At 56.7% G+C, this 18,699-nt stretch carries 21 protein-coding genes and 1 tRNA gene; 18 read left to right on the top strand and 4 right to left on the bottom strand.

The features are described from left to right. Positions 1-243: 243 nt before the first annotated feature. From N902_RS0105755 to N902_RS0105740, 4 genes are all read left to right on the top strand, one after another. Positions 244-582: a P-II family nitrogen regulator gene (locus tag N902_RS0105755; RefSeq protein ID WP_027370160.1), complete on the top strand. Its 339-nt coding sequence runs from the start codon at positions 244-246 to the stop codon at positions 580-582. A 189-nt stretch (positions 583-771) separates the two neighbouring features. Beyond that, on the top strand, positions 772-2,025 hold the full coding sequence (locus tag N902_RS0105750) for an ammonium transporter (protein WP_027370159.1): 1,254 nt from the start codon (positions 772-774) through the stop codon (positions 2,023-2,025). Positions 2,026-2,444: 419 nt separating this feature from the next. Further along, positions 2,445-2,798, top strand: a complete 354-nt coding sequence (locus N902_RS0105745) for a hypothetical protein (protein ID WP_027370158.1) — start codon at positions 2,445-2,447, stop codon at positions 2,796-2,798. A 366-nt stretch (positions 2,799-3,164) separates the two neighbouring features. Further along, on the top strand, positions 3,165-4,274 hold the full coding sequence (locus N902_RS0105740) for a deoxyhypusine synthase family protein (protein WP_027370157.1): 1,110 nt from the start codon (positions 3,165-3,167) through the stop codon (positions 4,272-4,274). Between the two features lie 67 nt (positions 4,275-4,341). Here the strand turns inward: N902_RS0105740 and N902_RS0105735 are convergent. The 3 genes from N902_RS0105735 to N902_RS16625 all read right to left on the bottom strand — a co-directional run bounded on the left by N902_RS0105735 (position 4,342) and on the right by N902_RS16625 (position 5,823). Continuing rightward, positions 4,342-4,436, bottom strand: a tRNA-Ser gene (locus N902_RS0105735). Between the two features lie 59 nt (positions 4,437-4,495). Continuing rightward, complete coding sequence (gene tadA, locus N902_RS0105730) at positions 4,496-4,978, bottom strand: tRNA adenosine(34) deaminase TadA (protein ID WP_027370156.1); 483 nt, start codon at positions 4,976-4,978, stop codon at positions 4,496-4,498. 29 nt (positions 4,979-5,007) lie between these two features. Further along, positions 5,008-5,823 (bottom strand): phosphoribosylformylglycinamidine synthase subunit PurQ, encoded by an 816-nt coding sequence (locus N902_RS16625; RefSeq protein ID WP_034621876.1) that lies wholly within the window; start codon positions 5,821-5,823, stop codon positions 5,008-5,010. Positions 5,824-6,127: 304 nt separating this feature from the next. Here N902_RS16625 and N902_RS0105710 point away from each other — a divergent pair, with 304 nt between their 5' ends. From N902_RS0105710 to N902_RS0105645, 14 genes are all read left to right on the top strand, one after another. Then, on the top strand, positions 6,128-7,759 hold the full coding sequence (locus N902_RS0105710) for a CTP synthase (RefSeq protein WP_027370153.1): 1,632 nt from the start codon (positions 6,128-6,130) through the stop codon (positions 7,757-7,759). Continuing rightward, on the top strand, positions 7,756-8,559 hold the full coding sequence (gene kdsA / locus N902_RS0105705; protein ID WP_027370152.1) for a 3-deoxy-8-phosphooctulonate synthase: 804 nt from the start codon (positions 7,756-7,758) through the stop codon (positions 8,557-8,559). Before N902_RS0105710 ends, kdsA begins: the two co-directional genes overlap by 4 nt. Next, positions 8,549-9,085 (top strand): KdsC family phosphatase, encoded by a 537-nt coding sequence (locus N902_RS0105700; protein WP_027370151.1) that lies wholly within the window; start codon positions 8,549-8,551, stop codon positions 9,083-9,085. The genes kdsA and N902_RS0105700 overlap by 11 nt, the downstream gene beginning before the upstream one ends. Then, positions 9,058-9,618, top strand: a complete 561-nt coding sequence (gene lptC, locus N902_RS0105695; RefSeq protein ID WP_027370150.1) for an LPS export ABC transporter periplasmic protein LptC — start codon at positions 9,058-9,060, stop codon at positions 9,616-9,618. The genes N902_RS0105700 and lptC overlap by 28 nt, the downstream gene beginning before the upstream one ends. Before the next feature lie 28 nt (positions 9,619-9,646). Next, a complete protein-coding gene (gene lptA / locus N902_RS0105690) occupies positions 9,647-10,171 on the top strand; it encodes a lipopolysaccharide transport periplasmic protein LptA (protein WP_027370149.1) in 525 nt (174 codons plus the stop codon). Further along, positions 10,171-10,893, top strand: a complete 723-nt coding sequence (lptB, locus tag N902_RS0105685; RefSeq protein WP_027370148.1) for an LPS export ABC transporter ATP-binding protein — start codon at positions 10,171-10,173, stop codon at positions 10,891-10,893. Before lptA ends, lptB begins: the two co-directional genes overlap by 1 nt. Positions 10,894-11,059: 166 nt before the next feature. Continuing rightward, positions 11,060-12,496: an RNA polymerase factor sigma-54 gene (gene rpoN, locus N902_RS0105680; RefSeq protein ID WP_027370147.1), complete on the top strand. Its 1,437-nt coding sequence runs from the start codon at positions 11,060-11,062 to the stop codon at positions 12,494-12,496. Between the two features lie 321 nt (positions 12,497-12,817). Then, positions 12,818-13,372: a ribosome hibernation-promoting factor, HPF/YfiA family gene (hpf, locus tag N902_RS0105675; protein WP_027370146.1), complete on the top strand. Its 555-nt coding sequence runs from the start codon at positions 12,818-12,820 to the stop codon at positions 13,370-13,372. A gap of 2 nt (positions 13,373-13,374) precedes the next feature. Then, positions 13,375-13,824, top strand: a complete 450-nt coding sequence (locus tag N902_RS0105670) for a PTS sugar transporter subunit IIA (protein WP_027370145.1) — start codon at positions 13,375-13,377, stop codon at positions 13,822-13,824. Positions 13,825-13,845: 21 nt separating this feature from the next. After that, positions 13,846-14,766, top strand: coding sequence for an RNase adapter RapZ (rapZ, locus tag N902_RS0105665; RefSeq protein ID WP_051564372.1), 921 nt, complete (start codon positions 13,846-13,848; stop codon positions 14,764-14,766). Positions 14,767-14,784: 18 nt separating this feature from the next. Beyond that, complete coding sequence (locus N902_RS0105660; RefSeq protein WP_027370143.1) at positions 14,785-15,198, top strand: PTS sugar transporter subunit IIA; 414 nt, start codon at positions 14,785-14,787, stop codon at positions 15,196-15,198. Beyond that, positions 15,191-15,673 carry a PTS sugar transporter subunit IIB gene (locus N902_RS0105655; RefSeq protein WP_027370142.1) on the top strand — a complete coding sequence of 161 codons (483 nt, stop codon included), beginning with the start codon at positions 15,191-15,193 and terminating at the stop codon, positions 15,671-15,673. The genes N902_RS0105660 and N902_RS0105655 overlap by 8 nt, the downstream gene beginning before the upstream one ends. 170 nt (positions 15,674-15,843) lie before the next feature. After that, entirely contained in the window at positions 15,844-16,407 is a 564-nt protein-coding gene (locus tag N902_RS0105650) for a hypothetical protein (RefSeq protein WP_027370141.1), read from the top strand. Positions 16,408-16,564: 157 nt separating this feature from the next. After that, positions 16,565-17,488 carry a manganese-dependent inorganic pyrophosphatase gene (locus tag N902_RS0105645; RefSeq protein ID WP_027370140.1) on the top strand — a complete coding sequence of 308 codons (924 nt, stop codon included), beginning with the start codon at positions 16,565-16,567 and terminating at the stop codon, positions 17,486-17,488. 146 nt (positions 17,489-17,634) lie between these two features. Here N902_RS0105645 and N902_RS0105640 read toward each other — a convergent pair whose 3' ends face one another. Continuing rightward, positions 17,635-18,678, bottom strand: a complete 1,044-nt coding sequence (locus tag N902_RS0105640) for a glycosyltransferase family 4 protein (protein WP_027370139.1) — start codon at positions 18,676-18,678, stop codon at positions 17,635-17,637. Positions 18,679-18,699 lie beyond the last annotated feature (21 nt).

Below are 18,699 nucleotides of genomic sequence, written 5' to 3'. Positions count from 1 at the left end.
TTTAAGGAGGGGGGTGATCTATTGCATTCAAATGCCTGGGCCTAGAGGCCGCCAGAATGTCGGTCCACGCAGAGTATTGCGGAACAATTATGTATCAAAAAATACATGCATTATATACGTGTACATTCCATGTCTTTGAATTATCAGACTTTTTATAGTGGCAAGCTGATTGCAAAATATATTCTGCCAGTCTTCAGAGGCCTCTGCGCAATCAGTGAACTATGAGATGCTATGGAGGAAGCAATGAAAAAGATTGAAGCAGTCATCAAGCCGTTCAGGCTGAATGCGGTCAAGGATGGATTGACTGCCCTGGGGGTGCAGGGGATGACAATCAGCGAAGTCCGGGGGTTCGGAAGGCAGAAGGGACACCAGGAGATCTATCGGGGGGCGGAGTACGAAGTCGACTTGATCCCCAAGGTGAAGATTGAGGTGGTGGTTGAGGATGAGCAGCTTGGCCAGGTGATGGGGGCTATCCAGCGCAATGCGCAGACCGGAAAGATCGGAGACGGCAAGATATTTGTCTCGCCCATTGACGACGCTATGCGCATCCGGACTGGAGAATCCGGATCAAATGCACTTTAAAGCTCCCGCTGAGGATCAGCCTGTCCGTTCGGTTCCCTTTTGAGCGGGGCTGGACAATGTGGGGCCTTCGGTTTTCTGCACACATACTGCGGCAAAGGGTTGTAAAGAGATATCTCCTTCGCTGGGCGAAGAGCCTCTTTCCGGCCCCAGCAGTCGTTTGCAAAATCATAAAGACAGGAGGATGCAAAGGTGGAATCCGTCCTTGAAATACGTTATGCGCTGGATACGTTCTATTTTTTGGTTTCCGGGATGCTGGTCATGTGGATGGCCGCTGGGTTTTCCATGCTTGAGGCCGGCATGGTCAGATCCATGAATACAGTTGAAATCCTGACCAAGAACATCGCCCTGTATTCCATAGCCTGCATCATGTACATGCTCATCGGCTACAATATCATGTACGGAGATGGAGGATCTGTTCTCCCCGGACTGGGATTCCTGGTTCAAGGCGACAACAGTGTGCAGAGTGTCCTGGCTGGAGGAGAGCAGGCACCGTATTACTCCTCCATGGCTGATTTCTTTTTTCAGGTCGTGTTTGTGGCCACGGCTATGTCCGTGGTTTCCGGGGCTGTGGCCGAGCGGATGAAGCTGTGGGCTTTTCTCCTTTTCTCCGTGGTCATGACCGGTGTGCTCTATCCGGTGCATGGGTATTGGACCTGGGGAGGCGGTTTTCTGGATCAGCTCGGGTTTTCCGATTATGCGGGATCCGGGATCGTGCACATGGCCGGAGCGGCGGCGGCCCTGGCCGGGGTGCTCATTCTGGGGCCCAGGCGGGGCAAGTACGGGCCTGGAGGAAAAATCTCGCCCATCCCCGGTTCAAACCTTCCATTGTCCGCCCTGGGGACTTTTATCTTATGGATGGGCTGGTTTGGCTTCAACGGAGGCTCAGAGCTCAAGGTCTCGGATGTGGAATCGGCCAATGCCGTGGCCATGGTGTTCGCCAACACCAATATGGCCGCAGCCTCAGGCATGATCGTGGCTTTAACGGTTTCCCAGCTGAGCTTTGGCAAGGCCGATCTGACCATGGGCCTCAACGGCGCCCTTGCCGGTCTGGTGGCCATAACTGCGGAGCCCAGCGCACCATCGATGATTCTAGCCAGCGGCATAGGAGCAGTGGGGGGGATCATTGTCGTCCTTTCCATAGTGGCTTTGGACAAGATGGGCATAGACGATCCGGTAGGAGCCATCTCAGTTCACGGGGTGTGCGGCGTATGGGGGCTGTTGGCCGTGTTGTTCTCCAGTCCGGAGGCCTCCCTTGCAGGACAGGTTGTGGGCATTGCGGTTATTTTTGCCTGGATGTTCGGCACAAGCCTTGCTTTGTGGCTGGGCTTAAAGGCGGTTATAGGCATCAGGATCAGCGAGGAGGTGGAGTACAGCGGTATGGACTCCTCTGAGTGCGGCATGGAGGCGTACCCTGAGTTCATGGGGGCCAAAGGAGGTGAGTAAGCCCCGAGACGCTGCGTTCTGGCACATCAGACTGGATGAGCATTTAATGTGCGGGCCTGCCGCTCACGGCACACAGAAGAGACGGCAAACTCTTATGTAGGCAATTCCACTTTCTGTGTCGAAGAGCCGCATTTTGCCCCCGATCCAGAGCTCAGGGGGGGGATGCACAATGAATGCCGGGGTCCTGGGCCTGCCTAGGCCTGTATTGTGCCCAAAAGGACGATTTGATATGCATTGAACTCTGCATCAGGCAGGATTCACGATCAGTACCTGAGCTCAACGGTTTCAAGGTATGGCTTTGCGAGCACCTCCCCTGGTGCGCAAAGGATTCTCAGCTCGGGCTCTTTGCACGATGCCGGAACGCCAGCGTTCCGGCATCGTGCTGTGCATATATCAATCTTGGCGCACAAGGAGAGGCCATGAACGAGGCGCAGGAAGATATCTGGATCTCGGTCCTCGGGTCGGGATGGCACGTCATCTACGAGCCGGGCCGGGACGAAAACGGTGATCCCATATGGAAGTATCCGCTGTTTATGGAGATCGAAGAGCAGGACGACGGACAGCCCGGGATAATATTTCGTCCCTTGTGTGTGTTCGGCAACAACTCACAGCTTTCCCCCATTGACCCTCAGCACATTATGTATTCCTACCGCCCGGCTGAAGATGTGATCAGCATGCGGGACAAGTTTGTGCAGCGGTACAAGGCCGAGCTGGAATCCATGAAAAAGAGCACCCACGACGTGAATGCAGGCAACGGCGGGCGGCTGCAGTAATTGAAAATGGGCAGGGCTATGCCCTCGGCTTTTGCGGCCGCGGCATAGCCCTGCCCACGTACCTGGGACGTCGGGTGGCCGAGGGCATACAGACGAGGCAAGGTGTGCACTCCTTTCTGCCCTTCCCAGATCCATCCTTTCCCGCCTTTCCCCTGTATCGCAAGCGGGCGTGGTTTGTACCTCTGGCCGTGGACTGGTCCGGTCTTCTGGACCAGCTCCATTGAGGTCCGGAAATCCCTGGTTTGGCACGTGTTTCGGGGCGTTGACCAAGGGTGGATCTATGCCTCATACTGGATGCCGTGTTGCATGCATTCCTTTGTGACCCTCTGTTTATGAGAGGGCTGATTTTTTACTGGGGACGCAGGTATGGATGAAAACCAGAAATTTCGCAATGTCGCCAAGATGCTCAAGCCGGACTCCCTGGGCCTTGAGCCCTTGGTTCCCCTGGACCCGGACGAGATCGATGATTTTGATGATCTGCTGTGGTCCATGTCCAAGACTGCTTTCGGCGGCCGGCGCCTGGGGGAGGCCCTGGATGTTCTGCAGACCATGGTCGAGGACCCGGACTGTCATGTGGTGGGCACCTTTTCCGGGGCCATGACCGTGGCCAAAATGGGCCCTCTGCTGTGCAGGATGATCGAAAAAGGATGGCTGAACACGGTCATTTCCACCGGAGCGCTGATGGCCCATGGGTTCATTGAGTCCATCGGCCTGAAGCACTACAAATACAAGCCCGGAGAGATGAGCGATCCAGAGCTTTGTCAGGCCGGGTTGAACCGGGTCTACGACACCCTGGAATCGGAATTCAATTTTATTGAGGCCGAAAAAATCATCTATGCGGTCCTGGATCAGCTGGACAAGAGCCAAGTCTTTTCCTCCCGTTCGGTCTGTGCAGCTATAGGCAAGTACCTGCACCAGAATGTCCAGGGCATGGGGATTTTGAAGAGCGCCTATGAACGAGATGTCCCGGTCTATATCCCCGCGTTTACAGATTCCGAACTGGCTTTGGACATCGCTTCCTACATGATCAAGCTCACGCCGGAGATCGCGGATCACGACATCCAGGCCGAGGGGCTTCCGTTTCAGTTTAACCCGTTTGCCGATCTCTTTGACTACACCCGGCGGATGGTCAACTCCAAGCGCCTGGGCATATTCACCATCGGAGGAGGTGTCCCCAGGAACTGGGCCCAGCAGATGGGGCCTTTTGTGGAGATGGCCAAGCAGACCCATCCGGATTTGTCCTGGCCTTACTCCCGGTTTCAGTACGGAGTGCGCATCTGCCCGGAGCCTGACCATTGGGGGGGGCTCTCCGGATGCACCTACCAGGAGGGCGTGTCCTGGGGGAAGTTCGCCCCGCCTTCCCAGGGCGGCAGGTTTGCTGAAGTCATATCCGATGCGACCATAGCCTGGCCACTTCTGGTCAAGGGCCTGCAAAAGCGGCTGGAAAAAGGGGAGCACGGACAGGCATCGAAGTGAGGGAAAAGGGGTAAGGTATCACCGCGGATTCCGGTGAAAAGAGGAGCACGCGGTTGTTGATCAGAAATGGCGGAGAGGGTGGGATTCGAACCCACGTGGCGGGGCGAACCGCCAACCCGATTTCGAGTCGGGCGCGTTATGACCGGACTTCGCTACCTCTCCGCATGAGCTGGGTGATGATCTTGTATGTGTGCTGCCGTGGGGCGTCGGGGAGTCCGATTTTATTGCCCGGTTTTTGAACTCCGGCGGCGAGCGAAAAAACTCTGCAGGAGCTGCGAGCATTCCCGGTCACAGACTCCCTCCTGAATCCAAAAAGAATGGTTCAGCCATCCATAGTCCTGGGGAAAGTGCATCCGGGAAACCAGGGCTCCGGCCTTGGGGTCTCTAGCTCCGAAGACGATGCCGGAAATTCTGGCTTGAACCAGTGCTCCAGCGCACATACAGCAAGGTTCCAGGGTACAAACTATGACCGAACCAGTCAACCGGTAGTTGCCCTGTCTGCGACACGCCCTGCGCAGGGCGACAATCTCGGCATGGGCTGTCGGGTCCTGACTGCTGATCGGGGTATTGTGCCCGGAACCGAGCACCCGCAGGTTTGCATCCAAAACCAGGGCCCCCACCGGAACCTCGTCCAGCATCTCGGCGTTCCGAGCCTCCTTCAAAGCCGCCTGCATCCAGAAGGTCCAGTCAACCTCGCTTTTCATGGCCTGACAATCTGCGCTCGAAGCGCCGGTCATCCTGCTGGATTGCGGCGCAAAGAATCAATGCCCCGGGCAAAGATGGCTGTGCCGGAAGGGGCTTGTTCTCCCCTGGTCCACGACGGATGGTTGGTCCGGTGGTTAAATGCTTCGGGATGGGGCATCAGGCCGAAGATCCGGCCGGTGGGATCGGTCAGGCCGGCGATCGCCAGATCTGAGCCGTTGGGATTGGCCGGATAGTCCTGGGTTATTCGGCCGAAGCGGTCGGTGTACTGCAAGGCGATATGTCCGTTCTGTTCCAGGGAGTGCAGGGCGTTTTGGTCTTTGGCAATCAGTTTGCCTTCTCCGTGCCGGACCGGAAAATACAGGTTGTCCAAGTCTCGGGTAAAAATACACGGCGAGTCCGGATTGGGCCGCAGGTGGACCCAGCGGTCCTCAAAACGGGCGGAGTCGTTGTGGCCCAGGCTGACCTCGCGGGTAAGGTATCCGGAGTTTGTGGCCGGCAAAAGACCCAGCTTGACCAGGAGCTGGAAGCCGTTGCAGATCCCCAGGATTGCCCCCCCTCTGGCATGAAGGTCCATGATGTCCTGGACCAGAGAACGGCCGGATCGGGTCATAGTGTGCCGAAATCTTGATGCTGCGGCCTGGGCGGCACCCAGGTGATCGCCGTCCAGAAATCCCCCGGGGAAGACCAAAAGCTGGAAATCATCCAGACAGCAGGCCTCTTGCACCAAATCCGCGAAATGGGCAACAATCACCTCGTCCGCTCCGGCAATGCGGCAGACATGGGCGGTTTCCCGCTCGCAGTTCGTCCCGTATCCGGTCAATACCAGCACTCGTACCTGGCTCATACACAGCCTCGCTCGCAGATGGTTGGCGGGTGAAGGGATGGTTGACAACGAGCTGAGCCCATGTCTAGGTCTCGACCCGTTGTGCGCGGACTCACGATACGTATAGCCGTCCGGAGAGTCAACGTGCGCAGAGGGTGCAGCAGGCTGGGCAGACCGCCTGAACTTTGGGCAAGGAGGTCTGAGTGCATAGAGTTGAACACCCAGCGTGGACTTTTGGAGCCCGGAAAGGTATACCACACCGGGTGCCAGGAAGGTTTTCTTTAGAGTGCGCTGTATGCCGTCTACAGATTTTGGAAGGGGGAGTATGAAGACCAAGTTTCTGTTTGTTACCGGAGGAGTCCTTTCCTCCCTGGGCAAGGGGCTGGCAGCTGCCTCCATCGGGGCCCTGCTCAAGTCTCGAGGGCTGAAGGTTACAATTCAAAAGCTCGATCCGTATATCAATGTCGATCCCGGGACGATGAATCCGTTCCAGCACGGCGAGGTGTTCGTTACTGATGACGGGGCGGAGACAGATCTGGACCTGGGTCACTACGAACGCTATGTGGGCGTGCCCATGGCCCAGTACAACAACTACACCTCAGGCAGTATCTACCACACGGTGATTACCAAGGAACGGCGAGGCGATTACCTGGGGGGGACGGTGCAGGTCATCCCCCATGTGACGGATGAAATCAAAAAGGCGATCCGCGGGGTGGCCAGACATGACGAGGACGTGGCCATTATCGAGATCGGGGGCACGGTGGGCGATATCGAAGGGCTGCCCTTTCTGGAAGCCATCCGTCAGCTTCGATCCGATCTGGGCAAGGAAAACGTGTGTTACATCCATCTGACCCTGGTGCCATATATGCGGGCGGCGGGGGAGCTGAAGACCAAGCCCACCCAGCACAGCGTCAAGGAGCTCCGGAGCATAGGCATTCAGCCCGATCTCATCCTCTGCCGTTCAGAGGTGGAGCTCTCGGACGAGCTAAAGGGCAAGATCGCCCTGTTTTGCAATGTGGAGCAGGATGCGGTCTTTTCCGCCGTTGATCTGGACAATATTTACGAGCTGCCCCTGGCCTTCTACAACGAGGGCCTGGATCAAAAGATCGCGATCATGCTTCGCCTTCCGGCCAAGAATCCTTCCCTGGCCCCGTGGCAGCATCTGGTGCAGACCCAGAGTAACCCCCAGGGCCGGGTCAAGATCGGCATTGTGGGCAAGTACGTTGATTTGAAGGAGGCTTACAAGAGCCTGCACGAGGCCCTGATTCACGGCGGGGTCAGCAATATGGTCTCAGTGGAGCTGGTCTATGTCAGTGCAGAAGAGCTGAGCACGGAGAATGCATCGGCCATGCTCCAGGGATTGGACGGAATCCTGGTTCCCGGGGGCTTCGGCTACCGGGGAGTGGAAGGCAAGATCGTGGCCAGCGGGTATGCCCGGACCCACGGGATACCTTTTTTCGGCATCTGTCTTGGCATGCAGTGCGCGGTGGTCGAATTCGCCCGCAACGTTCTGGGGCTGCCGGAGGCGAACTCCAGCGAGTTTGTACCGGATACCCCGGATCCCATTATCTATCTTATGACCGAGTGGTATGATTTCCGGACTCAGAGCATGCAGACCCGGGACGAGACGTCCGAGAAGGGAGGGACCATGCGACTGGGGTCCTACCCCTGTCAGCTCAAGGAAGGAACCAAGGCCAGGGAAGCCTATGGTGAGTCCAGGGTGGAGGAACGACACAGACACCGGTATGAGTTCAATACAGACTATTCCCGGATCTGCCAGGAGGCGGGCATGGTCTTGAGCGGAACCTCCCCGGACGAGACCCTGGTGGAGATCGTGGAGATTACCGACCATCCCTGGTTCGTGGGCTGTCAGTTCCACCCCGAGTTCAAGTCCCGCCCTATGCAGCCTCATCCCCTGTTTCGAGAGTTTATCCGGGCGGCCAAGGACAATTCATGACATTATGCGATCCAGAACCGAAATCCTTGTTCATAATCGCCGGACCCTGTGTCCTGGAAAGTCTGGAACTGGGCTTGGACGTGGCCGGGGAGCTGGCCGTTCTTAGCCGGGATCTGGGACTGCCGGTCATCTTCAAAAGCTCCTTTGATAAAGCCAATCGATCCTCTGTGCACAGTTTCCGCGGACCGGGCCTGGAAACCGGGGTCAAGTGGCTGGAAAGAATCAAAGAGTCCAGCGGCCTGCCGGTGACGACGGATATCCACACCCCGGATCAGGCCGAAAAGGCGGCCCGGGTGGCGGATGTGATCCAGATACCGGCCTTTCTGTCCCGCCAGACGGATCTGCTTCTGGCCGCGGGGCATACCGGGCGGATCGTGAACATCAAAAAGGGCCAGTTTTTGGCCCCCTGGGATATGGCCGGGCCGGTGGACAAGGTCCGCTCCACCGGGAACCGGGCGGTGTGGCTGACCGAGCGGGGGAGCAGTTTCGGATACAATAATCTTGTGGTTGACTATCGATCCATTCCGGAGATGCAAAAGCTCGGTACACCTGTGGTCTTTGACGCCACCCATTCGGTGCAGCTGCCCGGAGGGCAAGGGACCTGTTCCGGGGGGAACCGGGAGTTTGTGCCCCTGCTGGCTCAAGCGGCAGTGGCCTCCGGGTGCAGGGGAGTCTTCCTGGAGGTTCATCCCCAGCCGGACAAAGCCTTGTGCGACGGGCCCAACAGCTGGCCCCTGTCCAGGCTCCGCGAACTTTTGCAACGGCTTGCAGCCCTGGCTGAGGTGGCCCATGAAGGCTGAACAACTGGCCCGGGAGGTGAAGATGCTGGTCTGCGACGTGGACGGGGTATTCACCGACGGTGGGCTGTACTACGATGAATCCGGCCGGGTGAGCAAGCGATTTGATGTTCAGGACGGATTCGGGGTCAAGCTGGCCCAGCGCATGGGCCTGGAAGTAGCGGTGATCACCGGTCTGGAATCCGAGGCGGTCCGGTTGCGGATCCTGGAGCTCGGCATCCGGGAATACCATGCCGGACACAGGAAAAAGAAAGCGGTGGTTGATGATATTTGCCGGCGGAACGAGCTGGATTATTCCCGGCTGGCTTACCTTGGTGACGACTGGGTGGACGCAGTGCCCCTGTCCCTTGTCGGTTTGCCCATGGCCGTGGCCAATGCCCAAGAGGAAATCAAGAGCCTGGCTGCCTGGGTCTCTTCCTGTCCGGGGGGGAACGGCGCAGTGCGGGATGCCGTCCGCTTCATTCTGCAGGCCCAGGGAAGCCTGAAACAGGCCTGGAGATTATGGTCTCTTTCAGACCACAGCGCATAATCGCCATCGGGCTGCTCCTGATCGGACTGCCGGCGGCCTGGTTCGCCTGGCAGCACTTCTCCAGCCCCCCTTCCTCTTCAGAAATGGTCTATGAAGCCCTGGATGTGGCTATTGCCGACCTGCATCTGGTCCAGGGCGGCAAGGGCCAGAGGACATGGGAGCTCACTGCCCGCGAGAGCCGGTACATAAGGAACGAGTCGCGCATCGAGTTTGACCAGCCGAGAATCACCTTTTATAAACAAGGTGACGCAGGTCAGATCAAGGCCAGGGCCCCGGAAGGCGAATATCTGCAGGATGCGGGGAAAGCTGCGCTTTGGCCCCGGGTGACAGCCACATATGGACAGGTAACTGTGCATTCCGAGCGCATGGTTGTGGATCGGGCCGAGGAAACCATTACCTTTACCCGGAATGTGGTCATCACCCATCCCCAGTCCAGAGCCACGAGCCAGAAAGCGACGATTGAGCTCAACGCCAACAGGCTGGTGCTTACCGGCAATGTGGAGGTGTATTTCCATGAGACAGGAAGGAAATAGGGATCGCGTTCTCTGCTTGCATATATGTGTGCTGGTCGTGATTTGCACTGCCGCCCTGGTCAGCAGTGCGGCAGCCCAGTCGGCGGGCCTCACTGAGAGCAAGCCGATGAATATAGAAGCGGACAGGGTGACCTATGGCCAGGATGAGAATCGACTGGAGTTTGAGGGAGATGTGTATGTACAGCGGCCCGATTTTGAGCTGTGGTGCGACAGGATGATTGTGACTCTGCATTCAGAGGAAAATGATGCACAGCAAGAATCAAGCCAGGAGATGGGACTGGCCACTTCCGGCCGGGTGCGCAGGATCGTGGCCCAGGACAATGTCCGGCTGAAAATGGAGCAAAGGACGGCCACCAGCGATCGGGCAGAGTTTTATGTCCAGGAATCCAGGATCGTTTTGCTGCATAACGTCGTCCTCCAGGAACAGCAGAATACGGTCCAGGGACACAAGGTCACCTTCTGGCTGGATGAAGACCGCAGCGTCATCGAAAGCAAGGAAGGAAGCCGGGTCAAGGCTGTGTTCTACCCGGATGAGGAAGAGGACTCGGAATAATGGCCACAATGACGGCCCGGGGACTGCGCAAGATCTACGGCAAGCGTTTGGTGGTCAAGGGAGTGGATGTCGCTCTGGATCAGGGCGAAGTGGTCGGTCTTTTGGGCCCCAACGGAGCGGGCAAGACAACCACCTTCTACATGCTGGTGGGCATTATCCGGCCCAATGCCGGACGCATATTCGTGGATCAGACCGAGATCACGGCCTGGCCTCTGCACAAGAGGGCCAGGTTTGGGCTGAGCTATCTTCCGCAGGAGAGCTCGGTCTTCACCAGGCTGACTGTGCAGGAAAACCTGCGGATCATCCTGGAGTTTACCGATCTCTCCCGCAGGGATCAAAACGAGAAGCTTGCGTCTTTGCTCCAGGAGCTGGGCATCGAAAAGCTGAAGGAACAAAAGGCGACCCATTTGTCCGGGGGGGAGCGAAGGCGTCTGGAGATTGCCCGGGCCCTGATCCGGGATCCGGACTTTATTCTCCTGGATGAGCCCTTTGCCGGTATCGATCCCCTGGCTGTGGACGATATTCAGCAAATCATCGTCTCTCTCCGGGAAAAGGGGATCGGGGTGCTGATATCCGATCACAATGTCCGGGAGACCATGACCATATGCGACAGGGTCTCCCTGGTCTACGATGGGGAGATCATCCTAGAAGGCGCTCCGAGCGAGATCGTTGCCGACCCGAGGGCTCGCAACGTCTATTTGGGGGAGAAGTTCTCTCTATGAACTCCCGATTGGGCTGGCTGCATGCATTTTGCTTCAGGTCACCGGACACGGACCCGAGTTTGCAAACCCCAGGCTTTTGTGGCAAATTCGATGCAGAAAGGAAAGTAGGGATAGATAGGCTGTTTCCTGGTGTGGTGTCCTTGTATATCTTTGCGATGAAGTGATTATGAGTCTTCAACTCCGGCAAAATCTTAAGTTGGCCCAGCAGCTGATCATGACCCCCCAGCTGCAGCAGGCCATAAAACTCCTGCAGCTTTCCCGGCTGGAGCTTGTGGAGACTGTCCAGCAGGCCCTGCTGGAAAATCCGGTCTTGGAAGAGAGGGGTCCGGAAACAGATCCTGATGCAGAGCAGCAGCAATCCTCAGAGAGCCAAAGCGAGAAGGTGAGGGAGTTCGATGTTCAAGAGCAGTCCCTGCTGCGGAGTGCAGAATGGGACGATTACCTGGGAAACTTTTCCAGCACCTCTCGACAGGCCTCGGAGCGGGAGCTGCCGGAGGAGATGGCGTCCTTTGAAACCATGCACGCGGCCAAGCCCACCCTGGAAAGCCATCTCTTGTGGCAGCTGCATCTGTCCAATCTTAGCGACCGGCAAAAGGAAATCGGCGAAGTTATTGTCGGCAGTCTGGACTCCCATGGATATCTGCATTCCAGCACAGAGGACATTGGGTTCATGTGTCAGGCCTCTCCGGAAGAAGTTGCAGATGTGCTCCCTATCGTTCAGCGCTTTGACCCTGTCGGCGTGGCCAGCTCCTCCCTTGCCGAATGCCTTCAGGTCCAGGTCGACTTTCTGGGCAAGGACGACCCCATCCTGAGTTCCTTGATCCAGGATCACCTCGAGGATATAGAGTCCGGAAATCTGCAGGCCCTGGCCAAGAAGTTTCATGTCGCTCGGGAGGATATTGAAGCCTACGTGCGGATCATCCAAAGCCTGGATCCCAGGCCTGGCAGCAGCTTCGGAGGCGGAGAGACCTTTTACATAAGTCCGGATGCCTATGTCTACGCCTATGGGGACGAGTTCGTCATTGTCTTAAATGACGAAGGATTTCCCGATCTGCAGATAAGCCCCTACTACGCCCCGCTTTTGGAATCCAAAGACAGCCATCAGGGGAAGCAATATCTGCAGGACCAGATGCGGCAGGGCCTGTGGCTCTTAAAGAGCATCCAGCAGCGGCAGCGCACTTTGTACAAGGTCTTGGAGTCCATTGTCCGGTTCCAGCGCGAGTTCTTCATCCACGGAGTCAGTCAGCTCAAGCCTCTGGTGCTCAAGGACGTGGCCGACGAGATAGAGGTTCACGAATCAACAGTCAGCCGGATAACAACCAACAAATATGTGGCAACTCCTTTCGGGATTTTTGAGCTCAAATACTTCTTCAACAGCGGGCTCGGAACCAGCAGCGGGGAGCAGGTGGCTTCGGAAAGCGTCAAAGCGGCCATTAAAAACCTGATATCCCATGAGGATCAGAAAAAGCCCTGGAGTGATAAGCAGCTGGTGGAATGCCTGAACAAAGAGCTGCAGGTGAATATTGCCAGACGGACTGTTGCCAAGTACAGAGAATCACTTGGGATACCATCCTCAACCAAGCGCAAGAGGAAGGTGAGGTAATCGTTGAGAACCCCCTTTCCAAAGGTCAGGGGGCCTTGTCCAGCAAAGCGGTGATCAACCATGTAATCCACAGCTGGTGATGAGCCGTGTATTGGGACTGCTACCTCAAATAATCAAGCAGCCGGGATCAGGAGGCCTTCCGCGTTTCGCTGGACAAGGCCCCCTGAACAAATACAAGATGAGCTAAGGGCGTGGTCCAAGGAGCTGGAAGTCCGGCACCGGATGAGAGTGAGCGCTATCGAAATATGGATCGCGGAATTGTCTGCATTGGATGCAAATGATGATCGGAAAGACAGGTGATCCCTATGTCAGGAGGCATGCATGGAAGTAGTTTTCAACTTTAAGAATTTTGAGGCCTCAAACCATCTGAAGCAATACGCTCAGACCCGTTTTGAAAAGCTGGACAAATATCTTCGCAATCCGGACACTGCTCAGGTGCAGATAAATCTGCAGGTCGAAAAGTTCCGACAGATCGCGGAAGTAATTGTGACTGCCGATGAGAACAAGATTTCGGCCCAGGAAGAAACCGACGACATGTACTCGACCATTGACATGGTCGTGGACAAGGTCGAAGCCCAGTTGCGCAAGCTGCGGGACAAGGAAAAGGACCGCCGCAGGGGGAAGGGGAACAGGGCTTCATCAGCTCCGGGCCCGGATGCTGTTCCTTTTTCCGAGCAAACAGGGGATGAGGATCAGCCTCATGTTGTGCCCACAGAGATGTATGAGCCAAAGCCCATGGATGTCGAGGAAGCGGCGATCCGCCTGCAAAAGTCGGACGAGGGCTTTCTGGTATTTTTCAATGCCGACAGCAACAGGGTCAATGTCCTGTATCGGATGAAAAATGGAGACTTTGGACTCATAGATCCCAGGATGTAACCATGAAGCTCTCCGACTATCTGGCCCAGGACCTCATCGTTCCCGAGCTGAAAAGCACCACCAAGAATGAGGTCCTGGGCGAACTGCTGGATTCGTTTCAGACCAAGTGGCCGGATCAGGACAAGAACAAGGCGCACACCATTCTCATGCAGCGGGAGGAGCTGGGCAGCACCGGCATAGGGGACGGTGTGGCCATCCCTCACGGAAAGATGGACGACCTCAAGGATATCGTGGTCATTGTCGGCCGCAGCCTGAAGGGGGTCGACTTTAAGTCCTTGGATACCAAACCGTGTTATATCTTTTTTCTTGTCCTGGCACCTGAGCATGTGGCTGGGATGCATTTGCGCATCCTGGCTCAAATATCCCGCCTGCTCAAGGATCCCGATTTTCGCGAGTCCTTCCTGCACGCAGAAGGCCAAAAAGGATTGTGGACGCTTTTGCAGTCGGTCTAGATGAACTGGAGCTGGCAGACCATGGATCCCACACAGGGTGCAAGTGCACTCCAGGACCTGTCCGGAGGAAATCAGTTTCCCGTGGTTATTTTGACTGGGCTCTCCGGAGCCGGGAAAAGCACCGCCCTGAATGTATTTGAAGATCTCGGCTTCTTCAGCGTCGACGGTCTGCCATCCAGCATGGTCTCTCGGCTGGTCAGTCTGTTCTGGGCTCAGAATCCGAGCCAATACAGGGGAATCGCCCTGGGCATGGACATCAGACAGCCCGACCTGGTCACGGAGTGGCAGCAGACCGTTGAATGGCTGGGTGAGCACAATATGCACCCCCAGGTCGTCTTCCTGGAAGCGGATCAGGAGACCCTGCTGCGCAGATACGCAACCACCCGCCGGCCGCATCCCCTGGAATCCATCCACAGCGGTCTGGAGACAGCCCTGGCAAAGGAGCGGGAAATCCTGTCCGCTCTCCGCCAGAATGCCGAACTGATCATAGATACCAGCGCATTCTCCATCCACGATCTGCGCCGTCATCTGCAGGAGAAGTGGGAGTTTCTCAGCGATACCCTGCAGGGCCTTAGGCTGCACGTCATATCTTTTGGCTACAAGTACGGCGTCCCCAAGGAAGCCGATCTTGTGTTTGATCTGAGATTTTTGCCCAACCCCTATTTCGAGGACCAGCTTCGGCACCTTTCCGGGCAGGATGCGCAGGTTTCTGCGTATGTCCTAAACGGAGAGCCTGGAGCGGAGTTCTTTAGTAAGCTTCTGGACTTTCTGACCTTTACCCTCCCGCTCTATGCCCGGGAGGGCCGCTACCGTCTGACCTTGACCTTTGGATGTACCGGTGGACGGCACAGGTCAGTGGCTGTAGCCGGTTCTGTATTCAAGCGGCTGAAAGAGCTTGGGTATCAGACGTCTCTGGAGCACAGGCATCTTGAATTAGGGTGAAGGCAAGGGCAGGTGAATATGATCGGGATTCTTATTGTTACCCATTTGGGGTTTGGTCACAAACTTCTGGAAACTGCCGAAGGGATTGTCGGCAAGCAAGAAGGGTGTCTGGCCCTGTCCTTGGATGCCGGACACGATATGGAAACCGTCCTTGGAGACATCAAGCAGGGGTTGAAAGATCTGGACTCCGGGGACGGCGTGCTGGTCCTTACCGATATGTTCGGCGGGACCCCGAGCAATGTCTCGTTATCCCTTCTGGGTTCAGGCAAGCTGGAGGTCATCACAGGAGCGAACCTGCCCATGCTGCTGAAGATATTCAACCTCCGGGGCACGACCTCCCTCCCGGATCTGGCCCTGGAGGCCAAGTCTGCCGGCCGGCAGGGTATCTTGGTGGCAGGGGAAGTACTCAAGCGAAAAATAGCCAATGAGTAAGCAGAGGCTGTGGGTTCGAATAGACAACCGCCTGGTCCATGGACAGGTTGTTGAAACCTGGCTCCCGTACTCCAATGCCAGGACCTTGCTGGTGGCCAATGATCAACTGGCAGAAGATGAACTGCGGCAGGAGCTGTTGCGCCTGGCTGTGCCTACCGGGGTGCGTATCCTGTTTTCCCAGGTCCTGGACGCCGCAGATCAGGTGGCTGATCTGGAACCGGCCAAAGGAACTGCGGACATATTCCTTTTATTTTCTACCTGCGGGGACGCAAAACGAGCGTACCTCAGCGGACTGAAATTCACTTTTCTCAACGTCGGCAATATTCATTTCAGTCAGGGCAAGCGCCAGGTATGCGATCACATTGCCCTGGATCAGGAAGACATTTATTGTCTGCGCTACCTGCAGGAGCAGGGAGTGCATCTCGATTTCAGGTGTCTTCCCAATACTCAGGTCAATATGAAGGCCCTGTGGTAGCTTGATCTTGTAACCTCTGGGGGATAGATAATTGTCATGCACCCACTATCGGAGACCCTCCTGATTCTGCTCGCGGCCAGTTTTTTTTTGGGCTCATCACCCAGTTTCGCACAGCTCTGAACACAGGCTTTCTTGACCGTCCCCTGACTATCGGAATCATAGCCGCCGCAGTGAGCGGCCAGTGGCCTCAATGCCTGGGAGCGGCAGTCTTTTTTGAGCTGGTCTGGCTGGATCTTTTCCCCGCCGGTACGTTCATCCCCCCTCAACGCATCTTCAGCACCGCACTGGTCTGCTCAGTGATCATTGTTCTTGACCTGAATACGACCGCTGAGGTCGTGATTCCTCTGCTCTGCGCCCTGCCCGCTGCCGGCCTGGGAATGCATATCGAAAAACGGCTGCGGATGGGTCAGAGCGAAAGCCATACCCGGCTGGAAACCTGGGCGGCAAGGGCTGAGCCCCGGGATTTTCCGACCAGCATGATCTGGGCTGGTCTGGCTCACAAAGCGGCCTGGGAGAGCGGTGTCTTTTTGGGGGCGGCCCTGCTTGTTACCGGTTTCACATCTGGTGTTCTCATCCTGCATCCTTCCCTGGTGTCCGGCTGGCCCCTGAGCTGGCCGCATCTGTGGTCTCTGGCCCTTATCGGGGCCGTGCTTTCGGTGCGCATTCGCCGGGCCTATGAGCTCCTTGTGGCCGGGATCTGTGTCTGTACCCTGCTCATCGGTGTCCTGCTCTGATCTTGAGCTTTCCCGAACAAAATAGAGCACAAGAAAACAGGCGGATAAAAAATACCTCCCCACGCCTCTTGGCAGTCGCTTCTATTTGTGCTAATTATCACAAGGAGCGGTCGGCAGGAAATGCATGTAGGTCACGAAAAGATTCAGGAGGTAGGACATGGCAGTTTATGTGGTCGGTCACAAGAGTCCGGATACAGATTCAGTGTGTGCAGCCATTGCCTTGGCTGACTTGAAGAGCAAGCTGGGAGTGGAGTGCAAACCGGCGGTCCAGGGGGAGGTCAACCCGGAGAGCAGGTTTGTCCTGGAGAAGTTTGGGTGCGACGCACCGGAGCTGTTAACCGACGCAACAGACAAGCAGATCATGCTCGTGGACCATTCCGATTTGTCCCAGAGCCTGGACAATCTGAACAAGGGTGAACTCATGGCCATTGTCGATCACCACAAGGTCGGGGATGTGAGCACTCCCAATCCGATCGAGGTCTGGACCTGGCCGGTGGGATGCACCTGCACAGTGCTAAAGAGCATGTACGACTTTTACGGGGTGGAAATCCCGAAGAATATCGCCGGGATCATGACCTGCGCCATATTGAGCGACACAGTTATCTTTAAATCCGCAACCTGCACTGATGCGGACAAGAAAGCGGCCGAGGCCCTGGCCAAGAAGGCCGGCCTGGACGACCTGCAGAACCTGGGCATTGAGATGTTCAAAGTCAAGTCGGCCATTGAGGGGACCCCGGTCCGTGAGCTGGTCATGCGCGATTTCAAAGACTTCAACATGAACGGAAACAAGGTGGGCATCGGCCAGCTGGAAGTTGTGGACCTCTCTCTTCTGGACAGTGTGAAGGACGATCTGGCCAAGGATATCTCCAGCCTCAAGGGCGAGGGCAGCTACCATTCCGTTTTTCTCTTGCTTACGGACATCATGAAGGAAGGGTCTGAAATGCTCCTGGTTTCGGACAATCCGCCCGTGGTGGAGAAGGCCTTCGGCGTATCCCCGTCCGGTGATAAGGCCTGGTTGGACGGGGTCATGAGCCGCAAGAAGCAGGTGGTGCCCAACTTTGAAAAGGCCTTTGCCGCCTAGCAAGTCAGTCATTAGTGCCTGCAGTTGGCCCGACTGTGTGCCCCACGGGCAGGGCCAGCCGGAAACGTTGCCTGACAGCCTTTGACCAGGAATTGAGAATCTGCTGCGAATCCCGGTCCGGGAACTCCCGGGCCGGGATTTGTCTGTCAGAGCTGCGGGTTTAGGCTGCGATAGAGATGTTCATAGCTGTGGACCATGCGGGCGGGGGAGAATTCGTCCAGCCGGGCCGCGGCCTGGTGGGCCAAGCTTCGGCGCAGCCCGGGCCTGTGATACAGATGGACGATGGCCTCGGTGATGGCCTGAGGGTTCCCCGGTGGGATGAGCACGCCGTTGACCCCGTCCTGGATGATATCCGGAATCCCTCCTACTGCCGAGGCGATTATCGGGACCCCGCAGCCGATGGCATCCAAAAGAGTGGACCCCAGCCCTTCATAATTTGAGGGAAAGACAAAGAGATCCATGATGGACAGGTAGAGGCCGACGTCATTTTGAAAACCCAGGAAATCGACATTGTTCAGTCCTTCCGCCATCCCCTCCAACATCTTTCGATCCGGGCCGGATCCCAGAAACAGAAACCGCATCTGCGGGTAGTTCACCTCCAGCCTCCGGGCGGCCTCAATCAGATGGCGCTGCCCTTTATGCCGGTCAGACAAAGCCCCGACATGGCCGATAATAAAATATGAAGCATAGGACCGACGCAAGGAGCCGGGCGCTTCCCTGTCCGCTGTGCGTGGAGTCCAGGCGCTGGGAATGCGGTCTACAGGCGGGGGGTGGCTAAGGTAGGATTGCAGATACTTTTGAATAGGCGTGGAAATGGCTACCAGGCGTTTTGCCCCGGCGTAGACGCTTTTGGTCCATGGGTCGGTGTTCAAGGGGTTGGGCACCCGGCGGGTAATAATATAGGGCGTTCGATGCGTAAGCCGTTGGAGAAAGGCCCAGTGCGCCGCCTTTCCGTCATGGGCGTGAACCAGGGAATCAGGGGCAAACCGCCTGTGACCGCCTAGCATATGCCTTGCCGGGCAAAAGCGGAGCCCTGAGGTACCATCCAGTTCGTCACGCAGGGGAGAGTCCGGACGGCAGACCAGGGTCTGTTCGTGCCCACCAGCGGCCGACAATCCCTGAATCAAAATCTGGGTTTGACGTTCTCCGCCCCTGTATCCCCGGGCGAGGTTGACATGGACTATGTGCATGAGTGATGAAGGCTCGTGCGT

The organism is Desulfovermiculus halophilus DSM 18834 (assembly GCF_000620765.1).
Taxonomy (GTDB): domain Bacteria; phylum Desulfobacterota; class Desulfovibrionia; order Desulfovibrionales; family Desulfothermaceae; genus Desulfovermiculus; species Desulfovermiculus halophilus.
This window is presented reverse-complemented; position numbering and strand designations above follow the sequence as displayed.